We start from the raw sequence: 20,078 nt of genomic DNA, 5'->3' as shown, positions 1-20,078 counted from the left end.
CCGCCTACAGATACGGACTCACACGTACGGACTCGCGGATACGGAATCGGCTGTCGCGGGCTCGCGGACACGGATCGGCTATTGCGGGCTCGCTGTTACGGATGGCTGCTACGGACTCGCTGTCGCGGACTCACGAACGCGGGTTCGGGGATACGGATTCACGGCACGGATTCACGGACACGGATTCACGGATGATTCACGGATACGGACTCGCGTGATCACGCACAGCAAACCGGTCCCCACGGGTCTGCGTCAAGAGCGGTCGCGGGACTGAACTTTCCCCAACTCCGGGGATAATCAGCAGAGTTGATCAACAAGGCCGTGTCATTCGAGCTCTACGGGGGTACGGGCGCAAGCCGCCCCGCCGCGCGGCCCCCGAAGCGGCCCCGCCGTACGGACACGCTGCCCCGCCGCACGGGCGGATTGCCCTCCCGGACAGGCCCGCGCGGCCTCGCCGTACGGCCCTGCGCTGCCCGCCCGGCCGCCTCAGCCGACGGCCTTCGCCGCCGCCCGCCCCGCCGTACGCCCGGAGAAGAGGCAGCCGCCGAGGAATGTGCCCTCCAGCGAGCGGTAGCCGTGCATCCCCCCGCCGCCGAACCCCGCGGCCTCGCCCGCCGCGTACACGCCGGGCAGCGCCTCCCCGCCCTCGGTCAGCACCCGCGAGGAGAGGTCGGTCTCCAGGCCGCCGAGCGTCTTGCGGGTCAGGATGCTCAGCCGCACGGCGATCAGCGGACCGGCGTCGGGGTCGAGGAGGCGGTGCGGCGCGGCGGTGCGGATCAGCCGGTCGCCGAGGTAGCGGCGTGCCCCGCGCACGGCCGTCACCTGGAGGTCCTTGGTGAACGGGTTGGTCATCTCGCGGTCCCGCGCGACGATCTCGTCGCGCAGTTCCTCCTCGACGATGAGCGGCTCCTTGGTCAGCTCGTTCATGCCCCGCACCAGCGCGCCCAGATCGCGCTCCACGACGAAGTCCGCGCCGTGGTCCATGAACGCCTTGACGGGGGCCGGCACCGCGGTGCGGGCCCGTTCGAGCACGCCGCGGACGCTCTTGCCGGTCAGGTCCGGGTTCTGCTCGGAGCCCGAGAGGGCGAACTCCTTGCCGATGATGCGCTGGTCGAGCACGAACCACGTGTAGTCGTAGCCGGTCTCCATGATGTGTTCGAGGGTGCCGAGCGTGTCGAAGCCCGGGAAGAGCGGCACCGGCAGCCGCCGGCCTATCGCGTCCAGCCACAGCGAGGAGGGGCCGGGCAGGATGCGGATGCCGTGCCGGGCCCAGATCGGGTGCCAGTTCTCGATGCCCTCGGTGTAGTGCCACATGCGGTCGGGGTTGATGATCCGGCCCCCGGCCCGTTCGGTGATGCCGAGCATCGCGCCGTCCACGTGCGCCGGCACCCCGCTGAGCATCCGGGCGGGCGGCGGACCGAGCCGTTCGGGCCAGTTCGCCCGTACGAGGTCGTGGTTGCCGCCGATGCCGCCCGAGGTGACGATCACGGCCTGGGCGCGCAGCTCGAAGGAGCCGGTCACCTCGCGGCTGCTGGCCGTGCCGCGCGCCGCCGTGCTCGGCTGGAGGACCTCGCCGCAGACGGTGTCGACGGCGCCCGCGCTGCGGGTCAGGGTGGTGACGCGGTGCCGGAAGCGCAGGTCGACCAGGCCGCAGGCGGCCGCGGCCCGGACCCGCCGTTCGAACGGGGCGACGAGTCCGGGGCCGGTGCCCCAGGTGATGTGGAACCGCGGCACGGAGTTGCCGTGCCCGGTGGCGGCGTACCCGCCGCGCTCGGCCCAGCCGACGACGGGGAAGAAGCGCACCCCCCGCTCGTGCAGCCAGGCCCGCTTCTCGCCGGCCGCGAAGTCGACGTACGCCTCGGCCCAGCGGCGCGGCCAGTGGTCCTCCGGCCGGTCGAAGCCCGCGGCGCCCAGCCAGTCCTGCCAGGCCAGCTCGTGGCTGTCGCGGACCCGCAGCCGGCGCTGCTCGGGCGAGTCGACGAGGAAGAGGCCGCCGAAGGAGAAGTGCGCCTGACCGCCGATGGACCGCTCGGGCTCCTGGTCGAGCAGGATGACCCGGCGGCCGGCCGCGGCGAGTTCGGCGGTGGCGGCGAGCCCGGCCAGGCCGGCCCCGATCACGATCACGTCTGCGTCGTAGGCCATGGTGCGTCCGTCCTGCTCGGCTGGGTCGCTGCGCTGCGGCTGGTCGCTTTGATCCTCGGATCGCGCGGGCCGATGCGTCAACTGTTCGGTACCGGTGCGTGCCGCCGCGCGCCGCCCCCGTACGCCGCGTCCGTCACCCGTTCGCGGCGGTCCCGCCCGCCGCCGCCCGGGGTGCGCCCCGGCTGCCGCTGCCGCCGCCGCGCGCGAATGGCAGACTGCGAATCCGGGTACTCGGCCGCCGCACCGCCCCCGACGGCGGCTAAGGTCTTCTGCCAAGTCCTCCACACCCGGCCGGTCTTGAGGTACGCGACGTGACTGTCCTCGTCTTCGTCTACGCCGTGGGAGCAGCGTGCTGCCTGGGCGTCGGCTTCGTCCTCCAGCAGAACGCGGCGCAGCGGGCCCCGATGAGCGACTTCCTCTCCCCGCGGCTGCTGCTCGACCTGATCCGGATGCCGCGCTGGGTGGCGGGCATCGCGCTGATGGCGGCCGGCATGGTGCTCGGCGCGCTGGCGCTGGGCTGGGGCGAGGTCTCGCTGGTGGAGCCGCTGCTGGCGACGAACCTGCTGTTCGCGATGGCCCTGTCCAGACGGCAGACGCGGCAGCCGCTCGGCTGGACGGGCTGGGGCGGGCTGTGGCTGCTGGCGGGCGGCGTGACGGCGTTCATCGTGGCGGGGCAGCCGCGCGGCGGCGACACCGTCGCGTCCCCGCTGCGCCACTGGCTGATCATCGGCCTGATGCTGGGGTGCGCGCTGCTGATGACGCTGACCGCGAAGCGGGTGCGGATGAGCGCCGAGGCGGTGCTGCTGGCGGTGGCGGCGGGCCTGCTGTACGGGCTCCAGGACGCGCTGACCCGCGTCAGCAGCGAGCGGCTGTCGGACGGCGGCTGGGCGGCGCTGGTCACTGGGTGGCAGCCGTACGGCGTACTGCTCCTCGGCATCACCAGCCTGGTGCTGGTGCAGAGCGCCTTCGAGACGGCCCCGCTGCGGATGTCCCTGCCCGCCCTGACCGCCGCCCAGCCGCTGGCGGGCATCGTCTGCGGGGTCGGGTTCCTGGGTGACCGGCTGCGGATGACGGCGGGCGCACTGGCCTGGGAGGCCGCGGGGATCGCGGCGATCGTCGTCGGGATCGTGCTGATCGGCCGCCATCCGGCGATGCCGGCGGGGACCTCGGAGGCCGGGCGGGTACGGGACCTTCAGCCGCGCTGACGGGCGGCTGCGGGGGCCGGATGCGTGTCCGGACCGGGGCGTACGGGCGTACGGGCGTACGGGCTTACGGGCTTACGGACCGAAGCGGTCCGCGGTACGGGGCCGGCCCGGCGGTGGCCGCCGTGGCGCCGCGCGGTGTGGATGATGTGATGGGCGCATGGCTGATACATCCGAGGAGCCGCCGCTCTCGGCGGACGAAGTCCTGGACATCGTGGACGAGCGCGACGAGGTGGTCGGGCAGGCGCGGCGCGAGGAAGCGTACGCGCGGGGGCTGCGGCACCGGTGCGCCTTCATTCTCGTGCGGGACGGCGAGGGCCGGATCTTCGTGCACCGTCGCACCGCGCGGAAGCTGGTCTTCCCCTCGCACTACGACATGTTCGTGGGCGGGGTCGTCGGGGCGGGCGAGACGTACGACGAGGCGGCGCTGCGCGAGGCGGAGGAGGAGCTGGGCGTGCGCGGGCTGGCGGCGCCGCTGCCGCGGCTGAAGTTCCTGTACACGTCGGCCGACTCCGGCCAGAGCTGGTGGTCGTGGGTCTACGAGGTGCGCTGCGACCTCCCGGTCGATCCGCAGGCCGAGGAGATCGCCTGGCACGCCTTCCTCACCGAGGAGGAGCTGGACGAACGGCTCGCCGAATGGGACTGGACGCCGGACGGGCTGGACGCGTACCGGCGACTGCGGCTGCTGCTCGACGGCAAGTAGGGTCGCACCATGATCGATCGCGACCGGCCCGCCACCAGGGGCTTCGCGTCCGCCGCCACGAGCGTGCGGCTGTGGTTCGCGCCCCGGCGCATCCACGAGGAGGGCACGACCCCCGACTACCGCTTCACGCTCGCCAACGAGCGCACCTTCCTGGCCTGGCTGCGCACCTCGCTGGCGATGGTGGGCGGCGGCTTCGCGGTCGATCAGTTCCTGCCGCACATATCCCGGCCGCTGCGGATCTCGCTGGCGCTGGTGCTGCTGGTGGGCGGCGCGCTGTGCGCGGTGCGGGCGGTGAACCAGTGGGTGCGCTGCGAGCGGGCGATGCGGCGCGGCGAGGATCTGCCGATCAGCCGGTTCCCGACGGTGCTGGGGCTGCTGCTGGCGGTGCTCTCGGTGGCGCTGGTGCTCGTGGTCGCCTTCGGCTGGGCGGGCTGATGCCGCCGCCGACGGCGCCGGGCGGGGCCGGGGCCGGGGCACAGCGGGACCCGGGGCTCCAGCCGGAGCGGACGCGGATGGCGTGGCGGCGTACGACGCTGTCCTGCGCCGTGGCCGGGGTGCTCGCCGTCCGGCAGGCGCTGCGCAGCGGCCCGGACCCGCTCGCCGTGCTGGCCGTGGCGCTGATCGCGCTGGCCTTCCTGGCCTTTCTGGGCGCGGCCAACCGCCGCATCCAGTCCTTGGACGCGCCGCGGCCGCCCGCCCTGTCCCCGCGGGCGGCCGCGGCCGCCGCCGGATGCACGATCGCGCTGGCGGCGCTGGGGGTGGCGGTACTGCGCTGAGGCCCCGGCGGCCCGGAGGTCACCGGCGGGGCGCCGTCGGAGTGGCCCACCCGGGCTCTGCGCTGAGGCCCCGGCAATCCGGACGGAGGTCACCAGCGGGGCATCGCCGGAGCGGCCCGTTCCGGCTGCGCGCTGAGCCCCGGCGGCCCGGAGGTCACCGGCGGGGCACCATCGGAGCGGCCCATCCGGCCCTGCGCTGAGGCCCCGGCAATCCGGCCCGAGGTCACCAGCGCGGCACCGTCGGACCGGCCCATCCGGCTCTGCGCTGAGGCCCCGGCAGCCAGGAGGCCACCAGCGCGGCACCACCAGAGCGGCCCATCCGGGCTCTGCGCTGAGGCCCCGGCAGCCCAGACGGAGGTCACCAGCGCGGCACCGCCGGAGTGACCCATCCCGGCTCGGCCACCCGCATCGCCGCCGCGTCGTCGCGTTCGCGCATGGTGCCGTCGTCGTCGAGCCAGCGGCGGTGGAGGGCGGCGAGGGCGGGGCGGTCGAGTTCGACGCCGAGGCCGGGGGCGTCGGGGACGGTCAGGCAGCCGTCCTCGAAGGCGTGGCGGCGGGTGATGACGTCCTCGGTCTGCCAGGGGTAGTGGCTGTCGCAGGCGTAGTCGAGGTTGGGCACGGTGGCGGCGACGTGCGTCATGGCGGCGAGGCTGATGCCCAGGTGGGTGTTGGAGTGCATGGACAGGCCGACGCCGAAGGTGCGGCAGATCGCGGCGAGTTCGCGGGTGTTGCGCAGCCCGCCCCAGTAGTGGTGGTCGGAGAGGACGACCTGGACGGCGTCGCGGGCGAACGCCTCGCGTATCTCGGGGAAGGTCGTCACGCACATGTTGGTGGCGAGCGGCAGCCCGGCCCCGGCCGCCACCTCGGCCATCCGGTCGGCGCCGCTGGCGGGGTCCTCCAGGTATTCGAGTACGTCCCCCAGTTCGCGGGCCACGCGCAGGGAGGTCTCGACCGACCAGGCTCCGTTGGGGTCGAGGCGCAGGGGCTGTCCGGGGAAGGCGGCGGCGAGGGCCCGTACGGCGGCGATCTCCTCGTCCGGCGGGAAGACGCCGCCCTTGAGCTTGAAGGAGCGGAAGCCGTACGCGTCGGCGAACCGCCGCGCCTGGGCGACGATCTGCGGCGGGTCGAGGGCGGCGCCCCAGTCGTCCTTGGGCGCGTCGGGGGCGGGGTGGGCGGCCCAGCGGTAGAAGAGGTACGCGCTGTACTCGACGCGGTCGCGGACCTTGCCGCCGAGGAGGGTGTGCACGGGCAGGCCGAGGGTCTTGCCGAGCGCGTCGAGGCAGGCCACCTCGAAGCCGGAGACCACGGAGAGGCGGAGTTTGGCGGCGCTGCGCACGCCGCGCAGGCCGCCGGCGTCGGTCCCCTCGTCGATGCCCCCGCCCGCCGCCCCGGAGAGCCCCTCCCCCGCCGCCGCGCATTCCGCCGCTTCGGCCAGCGAGAAGAGCCTGTTCATGTCCGTGACCGGGTGACCGATCAGGGACTCGGCGAGCGGGCGGGCGAGCGCGAGGTAGTCGCCGTCCCCGTACGTCTCCCCCACCCCGCTCACACCGCCGCGCGTGACGACTTCGACGATGAGGCGTGGGGTGTACGGCTGGTGGACGCCCTGGGTGTTGAGCAAGGGCGGGTCGGCTATCAGGATCGGGGTGAGGTGAACCTCTGCGATCGTCAGCGACGTATCCATACGTGAACCATATTCAGGGACGCGTTCAGTGCGCTAGATCTCATCACGAGATCACTGGACGACATACCGACTGGTCGGCATCATGTTCCGCGTACGCACGCACCGATCGCTTCCACCGCCTCACACCCGCCCGCCTACGTCCAACACCGAGGAGCACGCGATGAGCAAGGGCAACCCGCCGGGGCTCGACCTGGAGCGGCTGAGCGCGCACCTGGACCGCGAACACCCCGGACTCGCGACGGCGCCGCTCACCGCCGAGTTGATCGAAGGGGGCCGCTCCAACCTCACATACGCGGTCACCGACGGCGCCTCCCGCTGGGTGGTGCGCCGCCCCCCGCTCGGCCATGTCCTCGCCACCGCCCACGACATGGGGCGCGAGTACCGGGTGATCAGCGCGCTGCGCGAGACGGCCGTGCCGGTGCCCGGGACGCTGCTGTTCTGCGAGGACGAGTCCGTCATCGGAGCGCCCTTCTACGTCATGGAGTTCATGGACGGCACGCCGTACCGCAGCGCCGAACAGCTCGCGGCCATCGGCCCCCGGCGCACCCGTGACGTGGTCCTCGGCCTCACCGACACGCTCGTACGGCTGCACTCCGTCGAACCGGCCGCGGTCGGGCTGGCGGACTTCGGGCGGCCCGACGGCTTCCTGGAGCGGCAGCTCCGCCGCTGGGGCAAGCAGCTGGAGGCGTCCCGCAACCGCGAGCTGCCCGGCATCGACGAGCTGCACCAGGCGCTCGCGACGAAGCTGCCCCGCTCCCCCGAGCCGGCCGTCGTGCACGGCGACTACCGCCTCGACAACGTCCTGGTCACCGCCGACGACCGCATCAACGCGATCCTGGACTGGGAGATGTCCACGCTCGGCGACCCGCTCACCGACCTCGGCCTGCTGATGATGTACAGCGAGCAGGAGGCCGTCGAGGGCTCGCCCGTGGCCACCACGCGCGGCGCGCCCGGCCACCCCGAGCCCGCCGAGATCGCGGAGCGCTACGCCGCCGGCTCCGGCCGCGACGTGAGCGCCCTGCCCTGGTACACGGCCTTCGCCTACTTCAAGCTCGCCGTGATCCTCGAAGGCATCCACTACCGCTACACGCTCGGCCAGACCGTCGGCGCGGGCTTCGAGAGCATCGGCGCCCTGGTCCCGGTCTTCATCGACAACGGACTCACCACCCTTCAGGAGGGCTGAGCACACCATGGACTTCGCATTCGACGCCCGTACCGAGGAGCTGCGCGAGAAGCTCCTCGCCTTCATGGACGAGCGGATCCACCCCGCCGAGCCGGTCGCGGCCGAGCAGCGGGCGAAACTGGCCTCTCCCTGGGACACCCCGGCGATCGTCGGGGAGCTCAAGGCCGAGGCGCGCGAGCGGGGCCTGTGGAACCTGTTCCTGCCGGACGAGGAGTACGGCGCCGGGCTGACCAACCTCCAGTACGCGCCGCTCGCCGAGATCACCGGCCGCAGCCCGCACCTCGCGCCCACCGCCCTCAACTGCGCCGCCCCCGACACCGGGAACATGGAGGTGCTCGCCCAGTTCGGCAGCGCCGAGCAGCGGAAGCGGTGGCTGGAGCCGCTGCTCGCCGGGGAAATCCGGTCCGCCTTCGCGATGACCGAGCCCGAGGTCGCCTCGTCCGACGCCACCAACATCGAGACGCGGATCGAGCGCGACGGCGACGACTACGTCATCACCGGCCGCAAGTGGTACATCTCCGGGGCCATGAACCCCGACTGCCGGATCTTCATCGTCATGGGCAAGACCGACCCGGACGGCGCGGACCCCCGCCGCCAGCAGTCCATGGTCCTGGTCCCCCGCGACACCCCCGGCGTCGAGGTCCGCCGCGCCATGCGGGTCTACGGCTACGAGGACCACTCGCACGGCGGCCACGCCGAAGTCGTCTTCGACGGCGCGCGGGTGCCCGCGAGCAATCTGATCGGCGAGGAGGGCGGCGGCTTCGCCATCGCCCAGGCCCGCCTGGGCCCCGGCCGCATCCACCACTGCATGCGGCTGATCGGAATGGCCGAGCGGACCATCGAGCTGATGTGCCGGCGCGCCGTGGACCGTACGGCCTTCGGCAAGCCGCTCGCCCGGCAGGGCGTCGTCCAGGAGTGGATCGCGGACGCGCGGGTGGCGGTGGAGCAGCTGCGGCTGCTGGTGCTCAAGACCGCGTGGCTGATGGACACCGTCGGCAACCGCGGCGCGCACACCGAGATCCAAGCCATCAAGATCGCGACGCCGCGCACGGTCGTGGACATCATCGACCGGGCCGTGCAGCTGTACGGGGCCGGCGGCGTCAGCCAGGACTTCCCGCTGGCGGAGCTGTGGGCGGGCGCGCGCACCCTGCGGCTCGCGGACGGCCCGGACGAGGTCCACCAGCGCTCGCTGGCGCGGCGGGAGCTGAAGAAGTACCTCTGACACCGCGACGTACGGAGGGGCCGCCGGTCACCGGCGGCCCCTCCGTATGCGTGGACGGCTACGGCTACGGCTGCACGCGCAGCGCCCTCAGCAGGAGGTCGGCGAGGTGGTCCGCCACCTCGCGCGGCGTGAGCGGGCCCTGCGGGCGGTACCAGGCGCTGAGGTGGTGGATGGACCCGAAGTGGTAGTCCACCACCAGGTCGGCGGGGGTCTCCCGGCTGAAGACGCCGGCCTCCTGGCCCTCCTCGATCAGGGCGCGGAACCGTTCGTGGTAGCGCCGCCGCTCGGCCCGTACCTGCTTGTGCTTCTCGGGGCTGAGCTGATGCATCGAGCGGAAGAAGATGGTGGCGTCGTCGAGGTTGTCGATGGTGGTGACGACGACGTCGGCGGCGGCCTCGCGCAGCCGCCGCTCCACGGGCTCGGCGGAGCCGGCAATGGCGTCCAGCCGCTCCTGCTGGAGGCGGAGCAGCCGCGCGTACACCTCGTGCAGCAGATCGTCCTTCGAGCCGAAGTAGTGGTAGAGCGCGCCCTTGGTCACGCCCGCGGCCTCGACGATCTCCTGTACGGAGGTGCGGTCGTACCCCTGGTCGGCGAAGAGGCGGGTGGCGGCGGCCAGCAGCCGCTGCGGTACGGGCTTCGCGTCGCCCTCCGTCGTTCTGGCCATCGCCATCGCCGCCTTCCCCTGTGCTGTGCTGTTCTGTGTCGCATTTACGCTTTGTCGCGTCTGTAAAGGTTCGCGCCTCGGTCGCTACGCGCGGGCGCGCAGTTCCCGCCGCAGGATCTTCCCACTCGTCGTCTTGGGGAGGTCCGGCAGGATCTCCACTTCTCGCGGGTATTTGAACGCGGCCAGGCGCTCCTTGCAGTACGCGACGAGGTCGGCGCCCTCGGCGGGGGCGTCCGGCCGCAGGCTCACATACGCCTTGACCGACTCGCCGCGGTAGCTGTCGGGCACCCCAACGACGGCCGCCTCGCGCACGGCCGGGTGGGTGTACAGGACGTCCTCGACCTCCCGCGGCCAGACCTTGAAGCCGGACGCGTTGATCATGTCCTTCTTGCGGTCGACGACGTAGAGCCAGCCGGTCGGGTCCATGAAGCCGATGTCCCCGGTGCGCAGCTCACCGCCGGGAAAGGCCGCTTCGGTCTCCTCGGGGCGCCGCCAGTAGCCGGGTACGACCTGGGGGCCGCGCACCGCGATCTCGCCGTGTTCGCCGAAGGGCACGTCGCCGCCCTTCTCGTCGATGATCCGCACCACGGTGTCGGGTCCGGGCACGCCGACCGCGAGGGTGCCGGAGGCCGGGTCCACGGGGGCCTCCAGGCCGGGCGGGACGCTGGCGCAGGGGGCGGTGCACTCGGTGAGGCCGTAGCCGTTGTTGAGGTAGATGCCCGAGGCGGCGCGGAACTTCTCGGTGAGCGCGGGCGGCAGGGGCGCGCCGCCGGAGGAGATCGAGTGGAAGGACGCGAAGTGGTCCCGCGTGAACTGGGGCTGGGCCAGCAGCGCCATGAAGGCGGTGGAGGGGCCGACGGTGAAGGCGGGGCGGTGTTCGAGGAAGGCGTCGAGGACGACGCCGGGCTCGAAGCGGTATGTCAGGGCCAGCGTCCCGGCGTTCAGCAGGCAGGCCGAGAGCTCGTTGACCATGCCGGTGATGTGGAAGAGCGGCGCGAGGGCGAAGTAGGTGGCGCCCTCGGGGACGCCGGAGCCGGTGCGCTGGCGCTCGGCGTTGAAGGTGATGTTGCCGTGGGTGTTCATGGCGCCCTTGGGCGCGCCGCTGGTGCCCGAGGTGTAGCTGATGAGGGCGGTGTCGTCCGGGGTGAGGCCGGGGTCGGCGGGGCGGTGCGCGCCGGAGCGGGCGACGGCGCACAGGTCGTCGGCGTCGGACGCGCGGGCGGCGCGCTCCCCGCGCAGCACCCGCGTGTCGTCGCGGCTCTGGAAGTCGAGGGCGCAGGCGGTGAGGGCGATACGGACCGGGGAGTCGGCGGCCGCGTCCCGCAGGTATTCCGCCCAGGCGTGGTCGGCGCAGATCAGCGCGGTGACCTCGGCGTCGCGCAGGACGTGGCCGACCTCGCCCGCCTTGTACATGGGGTTGACGGGGACGGCGACGCCGCCCGCCTTCCAGACGCCGAGGAGCGCGATCACGAAGTGCGGGGTGTTCTGGAGCATGAGCACGGCGCGGTCGCCGCGCCGGAAGCCGCGCTCCACGAGGTGGGCGGCCACCGCGTCGGAGAGCCGGCCGGTCTCCGCGTAGGTCAGCCGGCCGTCGAAGTAGGCGAGCGCGGTGCGGTCGGGGACGCGGCGGGCCGCGGCCTCGAACGCGTGCAGGACGCTGGGCGGCGGGGAGGCGGGGGCGCGCTGCTCGGCGTTGAGGTGGGCGAGCCAGGGCTTGTCCTGGTACGTGGTCATGGGTACGGCCCTTCTTCGCGCGCGGTTACTCGCCGGTCCCGGTCGTGGCCTGTGTCGTCGCAGCCGATGGGGCGGCCTGCTCGATCCGTTCGAGCTTCTGCTGGAGGTGGTTCATGCCGCTCAGCCAGCGGTCCGGGTCCGAGGCCCGCGCCGTGTAATAGTCGGCGACCTCGGGGTGCGGCAGGACCAGGAACCGGCCGGTGGCCATGGACTCGAAGAGCGCGTCCGCGACCCGTGCGGGCTCGATGGCGGTGGGGCGCAGCACCAGGTCCCCGGCGGCCCCGGTCACCCCGAGCATGTCCGTGCGCACGCCCTGCGGGCAGATCGCGTGGACGTCTATGCCGCGGTGCCGGTAGGTGGCGGAGAGCCATTCGGCGAAGGCGAGGGCCGCGTGCTTGGAGACGCTGTACGGGGCCGAGCCGACCATGGTGAGCAGTCCGGCGGCGGAGACGGTGGAGACGAACCGGCCGCTGCCGCGCTCCAGCCACTCGGGGAGCAGGTCGCGGGCGGCCCGTACGTGCGCCATCACATTGACGTCCCAGGCGGTCGACCAGATCTCCTCGCTGGCCTCGGGGCCGCCGGCGGGGGCGACCCCGGCGTTGGCGCAGAAGACGTCGACGCGTCCGCCGAGCGCCTCGCGCGCCGCGCCGACGATGCCCGAGGCGTCGCCGGCCACGGGGGTCGCGCCGATCTCCTCGGCGACGGCGGCGGCCTTGGCGGCGTCGAGGTCGTTGACCACGACGCGGGCGCCCTCCCCGGCGAATCTGCGGGCCAGGGCCGCGCCGATGCCGCCGCCCGCTCCGGTGACCACTACTGCCGCGTCCCGCACGGTCTCCACGTTCGCGTCTCCCTCGACTCGACTGCTCCGGCAGACTAACCAGTCGGTATGTAGAAGCGGAAGGGGGCGGCGCGGGCTCGGCGGGATCGTTCCGCCGAGGCTTAGAGGGCGTTAGCGTGCCTGGGCATGGACCTGTCGAGAAGAACGTCGAGAAGAACACTGCTCGCCGCCGCCGGAGCCGCGGGGACGGTCGCGGCCACCGCTTCCGCGGCCCGCGCCGGGGCCCGTACGCACGGTCGGGACGGCCACGGCCACGGCGGGGCCCGGGTGCGTACGGGCTTCGACCGGCTGGCCGCCGACGGCTACGCCCCGCTCGCCGGCCGCCGCGTCGGCGTCGTCACCAACCCGACCGGCGTCACCGCCGACGTGCGGCACATCGTGGACGTCATGCACGCGGACGACCGCGTGGACGTCGTCGCCGTCTTCGGCCCCGAGCACGGCTTCCGGGGCACCGCGCAGGCGGGCGGTTCGGAGGGCGGCGGCAAGGACCCGGCGACCGGGCTGCCCGTCCACGACACGTACGGCAAGAGCGGCAAGGCGCTCGCCGGCATCTTCACCGCGTCGGGCGTGGACACCGTCGTCTTCGACATCCAGGACGTCGGCGCCCGCTTCTACACGTACATCTGGACGCTGTACGACTGCATGGTCGCGGCGGCCCTCGCGGGCAAGCGGTTCCTGGTGCTGGACCGGCCCAACCCGCTGACCGGGCTCGCGGCGCGGGGGCCGGTGCTGGAGCGGTCGCAGGCGTCGGGGGTCGGGCGGGAGCCGATCGCGCAGGCGCACGGCATGACGGTGGCGGAGCTGGCGCGGCTGTTCAACGGCGAGTTCGTGGCGCGGGCGGCGGGCCGCCCGGTGGAGCTGGAGACGGTCTGGATGTCGGGGTGGCGGCGCGCGGACTTCTTCGACGCGACGGGGCTCCCCTGGGTGCCGCCGAGCCCGAACATGCCGACGCCGCGGACGGCGCTCGCCTACCCCGGTACCTGCCTGTTCGAGGGCACCAACCTGTCCGAGGGGCGGGGCACGACGCGGCCGTTCGAGCTGCTGGGCGCGGAGGGGATCGACCGCCGGTGGGCGGAGCGCGCCAACGCGCTGGAGCTGCCGGGCGTGCGGTTCCGGGAGGCGTACTTCGCGCCGGTGTTCTCCAAGTTCCAGGGGAAGACGGTGGGCGGCGTCCAGCTGCACGTCCACGACCCCCGCGCCTTCGACCCGGTCCTCACCGGCATCGCGCTGCTGGTCACCGCGAAGCAGGTGTGGCGCGGCTTCGCGTGGCGCCCCGACCACTGGATCGACAAGCTCACGGGGTCGTCGCGGGTCCGCACGATGATCGACGCGGGGGCGTCGGCGGACGAGGTGGCGGCCGACTGGCAGGGCGGGCTGGCGGCGTTCCGGAAGACGCGGGAGCGGTATCTGCGCTATCGCTGAGACGACGGAAGGGTAGGGCGGGGTCTACCTCCGAACTGCTGCCAGCCGGATGGCAGTTGGTGCGTACGGATCTGAACCATGGCCCGTATGACAGCCACCCGACGCATGACCTCCGACCGGCGGCAGAGACGAATACGGCACCGGCCCGCCCTGCTCGTAGCGCTCCTGCTGTGCCTGGGCGCGACGACGCTCGCCCAGCCCGCGGCCCAGGCGCGGCAGCGCGCCGACGAGCCCGTACGAGCCGGTGGCCCCATACGAGGCGGTGACCCTGTACGAGCCGGTGATCCCGCACGAGGCGGTGATCCCGTACGAGCCGGGGCCGGCGCCCCCGTACGGGCGGCCGGAGCCGGCGGCTCCGTACGGGCCAGGGCCGAGGACCCCGTACCGGCGCTCACGCGCGCGGCGCACTCCCTGCGGACGACCGAACCGGCGGGCGGCACGCGGGATCTGCGGGCGTTCGGCCGCATGGTCGGTGACGCGAAGGTGGTCGGGGTCGGCGAGGCCACGCACGGCTCGCACGAGTTCATCGCCGACAAGGACCGCCTCTTCCGCTATCTCGTCGAGCGGAAAGGGTTCACCACCTTCGCCCTGGAGGTGGACTGGAGCGCCGGGCTGCGGATCAACGACTATGTGCTGCACGGGAAGGGGAACGCCCGGCAGATCATGAAGGAGGAGTTCCAGAACTCCTACCGGTTCTGGAACAACCAGGAGTACCTGGACCTCATCGAGTGGATGCGCGCCTACAACACGCACCACGCGCGGAAGGTCCAGTTCATGGGCGACGACGTCGGCTACGCGGGGCCGGAGCTCTTCGACCGGGTGACGGACTACGCGGCCCGGCACGCCCCCGCCCTGCTGCCGCGCCTCACCGCCCTCTACCGCGGGCAGCGCCCCACGCCCGGCAGCAGCGTGGACAGCTGGATGGCCGGGTACATGAGGAAGCCCCTGGCCGAGCGGCGGGACCTGGCCGCGCGGGCCGGGCAGGCCCTCGATCTGCTCCGGCGGCAGCGGCCGGGCGCGGACCGCTCGGAGTTCGCCTGGACGGTGCGGCACGCGCGGGCGATCTCGCAGGTCGCCTCCCTCTACGCGTACGACCTCTACACAGCGGCGGGCAACAGCGCGGCCATGCGCTTCCGCGACGAGGCGATGGCCGCCAACACGGCGTGGTGGCAGCGGCGGACCGGCCACAAGATGCTGCTGTCCGCGCACAACACGCACGTCGCGTACGTGAGCGACGACCCGGCGAACTACCCCAAGGTGCAAGGCGCGTTCCTGCGGGACCGGCTCGGCGACGACTACCTCAGCGCCCGGCTCACCTTCGACGCGGGCTCGTTCAACGCGACCGCCGCGAGCGGCACGGGGACGGCCGTCTACACGGTCGGTCCGGCGGAGCGCGGCAGCAACGAGTACACCCTGGACCAGGTCCCCTTCCGCGACTACTTCCTGGACATGCGCACCGCGCCGGCCGCCGCCCGCGCCTGGCTCGGCGAGGCCCGGCCGACCCGCAACATCGGCACGGCGTACCCCGACACGCCGCGGATGACGGCGCTGGGGAGCTCGTGCGATCTGCTGATCCACCTGCACCGCGTCACGGCGTCCCGGCTGTTCGACGACCGCCGCCGATGAGGCGCGGGCGGAGGGCCGGCGACCCCGTACGCCGCGCCTTCGCTCAAAGGCTCGTACGAGCACGAGGCCCCACCCGGGTACGGACGTCAGCGGGTCCGGCCCACTCCAGTGACGGCTCAGCGATGCCTCAGTGGCGGCGCGGGGCCGGGCTGAGGATGAGCGGCAGGTACACCTCGTCGACGATGTCCGTGATGATCTCGTCCTCAAGGGGCGAGCCGAACAGCAGGAACTCGTTGCGCAGCAGGTCGGTGGCGACCGTGACCCGCCGGGTGTCCAGGACCCAGGACTCGACCTCGCCGTTCGCCACCGCCCGTTCCAGGACGGCCCTGATCACCGCCGGGCCGGCGGGATGCACCCGTTCCCGGATGAGCTTGGCGAACGCGGGCTCGCGCGCCGCCTCGGCCAGCAGGCCGCGCATGACGCCGCCGAACGGGGTGGACATCTTCGCGGCCATCTGCCGCAGCGCGGCGATCACGTCCGTGCGCAGCGAGCCGGTGTCCGGGACGGGCATCTCGGAGATGCCGAACTTCTGCACCGCGTCCATGACCAGCTCGGGGCGGCCGGGCCAGCGGCGGTAGAGGGCGGCCTTGCTCGTACGGGCGCGGGCGGCGACCCGCTCCATCGTCATCCCGGCGTAGCCGGCCTCGACCAGCTCCTCCAACGTCGCCGTCAAAATGGCGTGTTCCAGTTCCTGACCGCGTCGGCGGGGGCCTTTGCGGTGGTCAGGGGCCGGTTCCGCGGCCGGATCGGCGTTGGGTGACAGCGTCATTCCACAGAGTTTACTCAGGGGTCATTGCGTTCTCTAACTGGGCGACCTAGCCTCTCACTTAGAGAACTGGTCGTTCTTTATGCGTCAGGGACTTCGAGGAGATCGATGACTGAGACGACTACCGCTCCCATCCACCAAGAAGACGCACCAGCCTTCCCGAGCAACCGCACCTGCCCCTATCAACTGCCCAAGGAGTACACCGAGTTAAGGGACTCGGGTGACGCGCTCCGCAAGGTGACCCTCTTCGACGGCCGCCAGGCGTGGGTGGTGACCAAGCACGAGACGGCCCGGAAGCTGCTCGCCGACCCCCGCATCTCGTCCAACCGGCAGGATGACAACTTCCCCGCCACTTCCCCGCGGTTCGCCGCGTTCCGTACCTCGCCGCAGGCGTTCATCGGCCTGGACCCGCCGGAGCACGGGCCGAAGCGGCGGATGATGATCAGCGAGTTCACGCTCAAGCGCATCAAGGGCATGCGCCCGGACATCGAGCAGATCGTCAACGGCTTCATCGACGACATGCTCGCCGCGGGTCCGACGGCCGACCTGGTCAAGCAGTTCGCGCTGCCGGTGCCGTCCCTGGTGATCTGCCGGCTGCTGGGCGTGCCCTACGCCGACCACGACTTCTTCCAGAGCGCCTCCCAGCGCATGATCCAGGGGGAGGACGCGGACGCCGCGCTCGCCGCGCGCCGGGAGCTCGCGGACTATCTGGGCGAGCTGGTCGACAAGTTCGTGGCCGAGCCCGGTGCCGGGCTGCTCAGCAACCTGGCCAACGAACAGTTGTCGAAGGGCGACGTCGACCGCGACGGCCTGGTCTCGGACGCGATCCTGCTGCTTGTCGCGGGCCACGAGACGACCGCCTCGATGACCTCGCTGAGCGTGATCACCCTGCTGGAACACCCGGACCAGCACGCCGCGCTGCGCGAGGACCCGAGCCTGATCCCGGGCGCCGTCGAGGAACTGCTGCGCTATCTGGCCATCGCCGACATCGCGGGCGGCCGCGTGGCGACGGCCGACATCGAGATCGACGGGCAGCTGATCCGCGCCGACGAGGGCGTGATCATCTCCAACGCGATAGCCAACCGCGACGGTTCGGTCTTCGAGGCCCCGGACGACTTCGACGTGCGCCGCCCGGCCCGGCACCACATCGCCTTCGGCTACGGCGTCCACCAGTGCCTGGGCCAGAACCTGGCCCGCCTGGAGCTCGAAATCATCCTCACGGCCCTCTTCGACCGCATCCCGACGCTGCGGCTGGCGGTTCCGGTGGAGGCGCTGACTCTCCGTCCGGGACATACGATCCAGGGCGTCAACGAACTGCCGGTCACCTGGTGACCGCAGCGAAAGGAGTGACCATGCGAGTGACCGCCGACCGGGACGTCTGCGTCGGCGCCGGACTGTGCGCCCTGACCGCCCCGACCGTCTTCGACCAGGACGACGACGGGCTCGTGGACGTGCTCAAGAAGGAGCCGGAGGGCGCGGCCGAGCTGTCCGCCGCCCGCCAGGCGGGCAACATCTGCCCGTCCGGCGCCGTGCGCATCGCCGAGTAGTCCGTTCCGAGGGGCCGGCCCACCCCCGGGGCCGGCCCGTCCGGAGGACGGGGGGCGTGTCCACGCACCGCCCGGCCCGTCTCAACGGACAAGACGCCGCGGGGCGAGTATTGACGCGGACACGGCGCTGACGTGAGAGTTCCGGTCGTGCTCAACGATGCGACGCCGGCGACGGCGGAAGAGAAAAGCGACGGCCGTCCCGGCGCGGGCCCGGCGGACGCGACAGGCTCGGGCGCCCCGGCAACGGGTCCGGAGCACCCCGAGAGTCCGGAGAGCCTGCGCCGGGTGGCCGTGGCCAGTTTCATCGGCACGGCCATCGAGTTCTACGACTTCTACATCTACGGCACCGCCGCCGCCCTCGTGCTGAACGACGCGTTCTTCCCGACGCTGACGCCGGTCAACGCGACGCTCGCCTCGTTCTCCACGTACGCGGTGGCGTTCGCGGCCCGGCCGCTCGGCTCCGTGATCTTCGGCCACTTCGGGGACCGCGTCGGCCGCAAGTCCGTACTCGTCGCGTCGCTGCTGATGATGGGCCTGTCCACGGCCTTCGTCGGGCTGCTGCCCGGCTACTCCACGCTCGGCCTCTGGGCCCCGCTGCTGCTGGTGCTGCTGCGCTTCGTGCAGGGCATCGGGCTCGGCGGCGAGTGGGGCGGGGCGGCCCTGCTGGCCGTGGAGCACGCGCCGCGCGGCAGACGCGGACTGTACGCGGCGTTCCCGCAACTCGGCCCGTCCGTGGGGTTCTTCGCGGCCACCGGAGTCTTCTGGCTGCTGTCGTCGGCGCTGAGCGACGCCGCGTTCCGCTCGTGGGGGTGGCGCGTCCCCTTCCTGCTGTCGTTCCTGCTCGTGGGGGTCGGCCTGTTCGTCCGGCTGAAGATCAGCGAGACGCCGGTGTTCGCGCGGGTCATGGCGGATCAGGAGGCCAGCAAGGTCCCCACCCTGGACGTGCTGCGCCGGCACTGGCGCGAACTCCTGCTCGGCGCGGGCGGCATGATCATCGCGTACGGCCTCTTCTACACCGCCACCACCTACTGCCTCGCCTACACCACCAAGAACCTCGGCATCGCCCGTTCCACCATGCTCGGCCTGTCGATGGTCGCGTGCCTCTTCCTCGCCGCCGGCACCTGGCTCGCCTCGACCCGCTCCGACGCCTGCGGCCGCCGGAAGGTCGTCCTGACGGGAACCGGCCTGGCGGCGGTCTGGGGCCTGGTCCTCTTCCCGCTGCTGGACACCGAGCAGCCGGTGCTGATCGCCCTGGCCATCGGCGGCGCGCTGTTCTGCATGGGCGTCGTCTACGGCCCGATGGGCGCCTACCTCCCCGAACTCTTCGGCCCCCGCGTCCGCTACTCCGGCGCCTCCCTCGCCTACAACCTCGGCGGCGTCCTCGGCGGCGCCGTCTCCCCCTTGATCGCCACCCGCCTCCAGCCCGCCTGGGGCTCCGCGTCGGTGGGCTGGTACGTGAGCGCCATGGCCGTGGTCTCGCTCCTGTGCGTACTGGCCCTCCCGGAGACGCGCGAACGCGAACTGGGCTGAGAGGACCTGGGCCGAGGGGACGCGGGCTGGGCGGCCGGGAGGGTTCGTATTCGGCCACTGCCCGCCGGGGGACGGGGCCGGCGCAGCCGCCGACGGGGCTCGTGTTCGCCCTCCGTACGCCGTGCGCGCCCGGCATACTGGGGCGCGGCGGACATCGCCACCGCTCGCCCGCCCGCCCCGCCCGCTCGCCGTGTTCGCGAAAGGACGCCGAGGACGCCATGGGAATCACCGCTCCCCTCTACGCCCTGTACGCGAACCGGTTGCGCCGGCAGGTGGTGCAGGGCGGGAAGCTGCCCGAGCACATCGGGCTGATCATGGACGGCAACCGCCGCTGGGCGCGGCAGATGGGGATGGCCGATCCGAGCCAGGGCCATCAGCGCGGCGCCGAGCACGTCGAGGATGTGCTGTCCTGGTGCGAGGCGCTGGGGATCAAGCACATCACGGTGTTCGTCTGCTCCACCGAGAATCTGCGGCGGCGCGAGGACACCGAGGTCGCCTTCCTCATGAAGCTGATCGAGCAGGTCGCCCACGACAAGCTGTGCCGGCCGGACGCGCGCTGGCAGGTGCACATCGCGGGGACGCTCGACGTGCTGCCCGACAGCACGTCGCACGCCCTCAAGGACGCGGTCGAGGCGACCCGTTCCTGCCCCACCGGGGCGCATGTCACGCTCGCGATCGGCTACGGCGGCCGGCAGGAAGTCATCGACGCCCTGCGCGAGTTGATGACCGAGCGCGCGGCCCAGGGTCAGTCGCTGACCGAGCTGGCGGCCGCCCTGACCGTGGACGACATCGCCCAGCACCTCTACACGGCCGGGCGCCCCGACCCCGACCTCGTCATCCGCACCAGCGGCGAGCAGCGGATGTCGAACTTCCTGCTGTGGCAGAGCGCGTACTCCGAGCTGTACTTCTGCGAGGCGTACTGGCCCGCCTTCCGGGAGATCGACTTCCTGCGGGCGCTGCGCAGCTTCTCGGCGCGGGAGCGCCGGTACGGCGGCTGAGCGGGCGGCCGGGGCGCGGCGTACGGCCTCGTACGGCCTCGTAC

At 72.6% G+C, this 20,078-nt stretch carries 18 protein-coding genes; 12 read left to right on the top strand and 6 right to left on the bottom strand.

What is annotated here, in order from left to right; genetic code table 11:
- Positions 1 to 486 precede the first annotated feature (486 nt).
- On the bottom strand, positions 487 to 2,142 hold the full coding sequence (locus AB0I22_RS06440; RefSeq protein ID WP_363129516.1) for an FAD-binding dehydrogenase: 1,656 nt from the start codon (positions 2,140 to 2,142) through the stop codon (positions 487 to 489).
- A gap of 311 nt (positions 2,143 to 2,453) precedes the next feature.
- Here AB0I22_RS06440 and AB0I22_RS06435 point away from each other — a divergent pair, with 311 nt between their 5' ends.
- The 4 genes from AB0I22_RS06435 to AB0I22_RS06420 all read left to right on the top strand — a co-directional run bounded on the left by AB0I22_RS06435 (position 2,454) and on the right by AB0I22_RS06420 (position 4,823).
- Positions 2,454 to 3,347 carry a DMT family transporter gene (locus AB0I22_RS06435; protein ID WP_363129515.1) on the top strand — a complete coding sequence of 298 codons (894 nt, stop codon included), beginning with the start codon at positions 2,454 to 2,456 and terminating at the stop codon, positions 3,345 to 3,347.
- A gap of 157 nt (positions 3,348 to 3,504) precedes the next feature.
- Positions 3,505 to 4,047, top strand: coding sequence for an NUDIX domain-containing protein (locus AB0I22_RS06430; RefSeq protein WP_363129514.1), 543 nt, complete (start codon positions 3,505 to 3,507; stop codon positions 4,045 to 4,047).
- Between the two features lie 9 nt (positions 4,048 to 4,056).
- Positions 4,057 to 4,482, top strand: coding sequence for a DUF202 domain-containing protein (locus tag AB0I22_RS06425; protein WP_363129513.1), 426 nt, complete (start codon positions 4,057 to 4,059; stop codon positions 4,480 to 4,482).
- Entirely contained in the window at positions 4,482 to 4,823 is a 342-nt protein-coding gene (locus tag AB0I22_RS06420) for a DUF202 domain-containing protein (protein WP_363129512.1), read from the top strand. Before AB0I22_RS06425 ends, AB0I22_RS06420 begins: the two co-directional genes overlap by 1 nt.
- A gap of 358 nt (positions 4,824 to 5,181) precedes the next feature.
- Here AB0I22_RS06420 and AB0I22_RS06415 read toward each other — a convergent pair whose 3' ends face one another.
- Positions 5,182 to 6,504: a glucarate dehydratase family protein gene (locus AB0I22_RS06415; RefSeq protein ID WP_363129511.1), complete on the bottom strand. Its 1,323-nt coding sequence runs from the start codon at positions 6,502 to 6,504 to the stop codon at positions 5,182 to 5,184.
- Between the two features lie 160 nt (positions 6,505 to 6,664).
- On the opposite strand from AB0I22_RS06415, the gene AB0I22_RS06410 reads away from it, so the two are divergent.
- Together AB0I22_RS06410 and AB0I22_RS06405 are read left to right on the top strand one after the other, a co-directional pair.
- Positions 6,665 to 7,687: a phosphotransferase family protein gene (locus tag AB0I22_RS06410; RefSeq protein ID WP_363129510.1), complete on the top strand. Its 1,023-nt coding sequence runs from the start codon at positions 6,665 to 6,667 to the stop codon at positions 7,685 to 7,687.
- A 7-nt stretch (positions 7,688 to 7,694) separates the two neighbouring features.
- On the top strand, positions 7,695 to 8,909 hold the full coding sequence (locus tag AB0I22_RS06405; RefSeq protein ID WP_363129509.1) for an acyl-CoA dehydrogenase family protein: 1,215 nt from the start codon (positions 7,695 to 7,697) through the stop codon (positions 8,907 to 8,909).
- A gap of 64 nt (positions 8,910 to 8,973) precedes the next feature.
- Here AB0I22_RS06405 and AB0I22_RS06400 read toward each other — a convergent pair whose 3' ends face one another.
- The 3 genes from AB0I22_RS06400 to AB0I22_RS06390 all read right to left on the bottom strand — a co-directional run bounded on the left by AB0I22_RS06400 (position 8,974) and on the right by AB0I22_RS06390 (position 12,145).
- Positions 8,974 to 9,573: a TetR/AcrR family transcriptional regulator gene (locus tag AB0I22_RS06400; RefSeq protein ID WP_363129508.1), complete on the bottom strand. Its 600-nt coding sequence runs from the start codon at positions 9,571 to 9,573 to the stop codon at positions 8,974 to 8,976.
- An 84-nt stretch (positions 9,574 to 9,657) separates the two neighbouring features.
- Complete coding sequence (locus AB0I22_RS06395; protein WP_363129507.1) at positions 9,658 to 11,307, bottom strand: AMP-binding protein; 1,650 nt, start codon at positions 11,305 to 11,307, stop codon at positions 9,658 to 9,660.
- A gap of 25 nt (positions 11,308 to 11,332) precedes the next feature.
- A complete protein-coding gene (locus tag AB0I22_RS06390) occupies positions 11,333 to 12,145 on the bottom strand; it encodes an SDR family oxidoreductase (RefSeq protein ID WP_363129506.1) in 813 nt (270 codons plus the stop codon).
- Positions 12,146 to 12,271: 126 nt separating this feature from the next.
- Here AB0I22_RS06390 and AB0I22_RS06385 point away from each other — a divergent pair, with 126 nt between their 5' ends.
- Both AB0I22_RS06385 and AB0I22_RS06380 read left to right on the top strand, forming a co-directional pair.
- Positions 12,272 to 13,567 (top strand): DUF1343 domain-containing protein, encoded by a 1,296-nt coding sequence (locus tag AB0I22_RS06385; protein ID WP_363129505.1) that lies wholly within the window; start codon positions 12,272 to 12,274, stop codon positions 13,565 to 13,567.
- A gap of 87 nt (positions 13,568 to 13,654) precedes the next feature.
- Complete coding sequence (locus AB0I22_RS06380; protein ID WP_363129504.1) at positions 13,655 to 15,193, top strand: erythromycin esterase family protein; 1,539 nt, start codon at positions 13,655 to 13,657, stop codon at positions 15,191 to 15,193.
- A 127-nt stretch (positions 15,194 to 15,320) separates the two neighbouring features.
- Here AB0I22_RS06380 and AB0I22_RS06375 read toward each other — a convergent pair whose 3' ends face one another.
- Positions 15,321 to 15,962 (bottom strand): TetR/AcrR family transcriptional regulator, encoded by a 642-nt coding sequence (locus AB0I22_RS06375; protein ID WP_363129503.1) that lies wholly within the window; start codon positions 15,960 to 15,962, stop codon positions 15,321 to 15,323.
- Between the two features lie 105 nt (positions 15,963 to 16,067).
- Between AB0I22_RS06375 and AB0I22_RS06370 the strand changes: the two genes are divergently transcribed.
- The 4 genes from AB0I22_RS06370 to uppS all read left to right on the top strand — a co-directional run bounded on the left by AB0I22_RS06370 (position 16,068) and on the right by uppS (position 20,034).
- Entirely contained in the window at positions 16,068 to 17,291 is a 1,224-nt protein-coding gene (locus tag AB0I22_RS06370) for a cytochrome P450 (protein ID WP_363129502.1), read from the top strand.
- A 20-nt stretch (positions 17,292 to 17,311) separates the two neighbouring features.
- Positions 17,312 to 17,506 (top strand): ferredoxin, encoded by a 195-nt coding sequence (locus tag AB0I22_RS06365; protein ID WP_363129501.1) that lies wholly within the window; start codon positions 17,312 to 17,314, stop codon positions 17,504 to 17,506.
- A gap of 276 nt (positions 17,507 to 17,782) precedes the next feature.
- Positions 17,783 to 19,036, top strand: a complete 1,254-nt coding sequence (locus AB0I22_RS06360) for an MFS transporter (protein WP_363129776.1) — start codon at positions 17,783 to 17,785, stop codon at positions 19,034 to 19,036.
- Between the two features lie 218 nt (positions 19,037 to 19,254).
- Positions 19,255 to 20,034, top strand: a complete 780-nt coding sequence (uppS, locus tag AB0I22_RS06355) for a polyprenyl diphosphate synthase (protein WP_363129500.1) — start codon at positions 19,255 to 19,257, stop codon at positions 20,032 to 20,034.
- The last annotated feature ends 44 nt before the right edge of the window (positions 20,035 to 20,078 follow it).

Source organism: Streptomyces sp. NPDC050610 (assembly GCF_040654875.1).
Taxonomy (GTDB): domain Bacteria; phylum Actinomycetota; class Actinomycetes; order Streptomycetales; family Streptomycetaceae; genus Streptomyces.
This window is presented reverse-complemented; position numbering and strand designations above follow the sequence as displayed.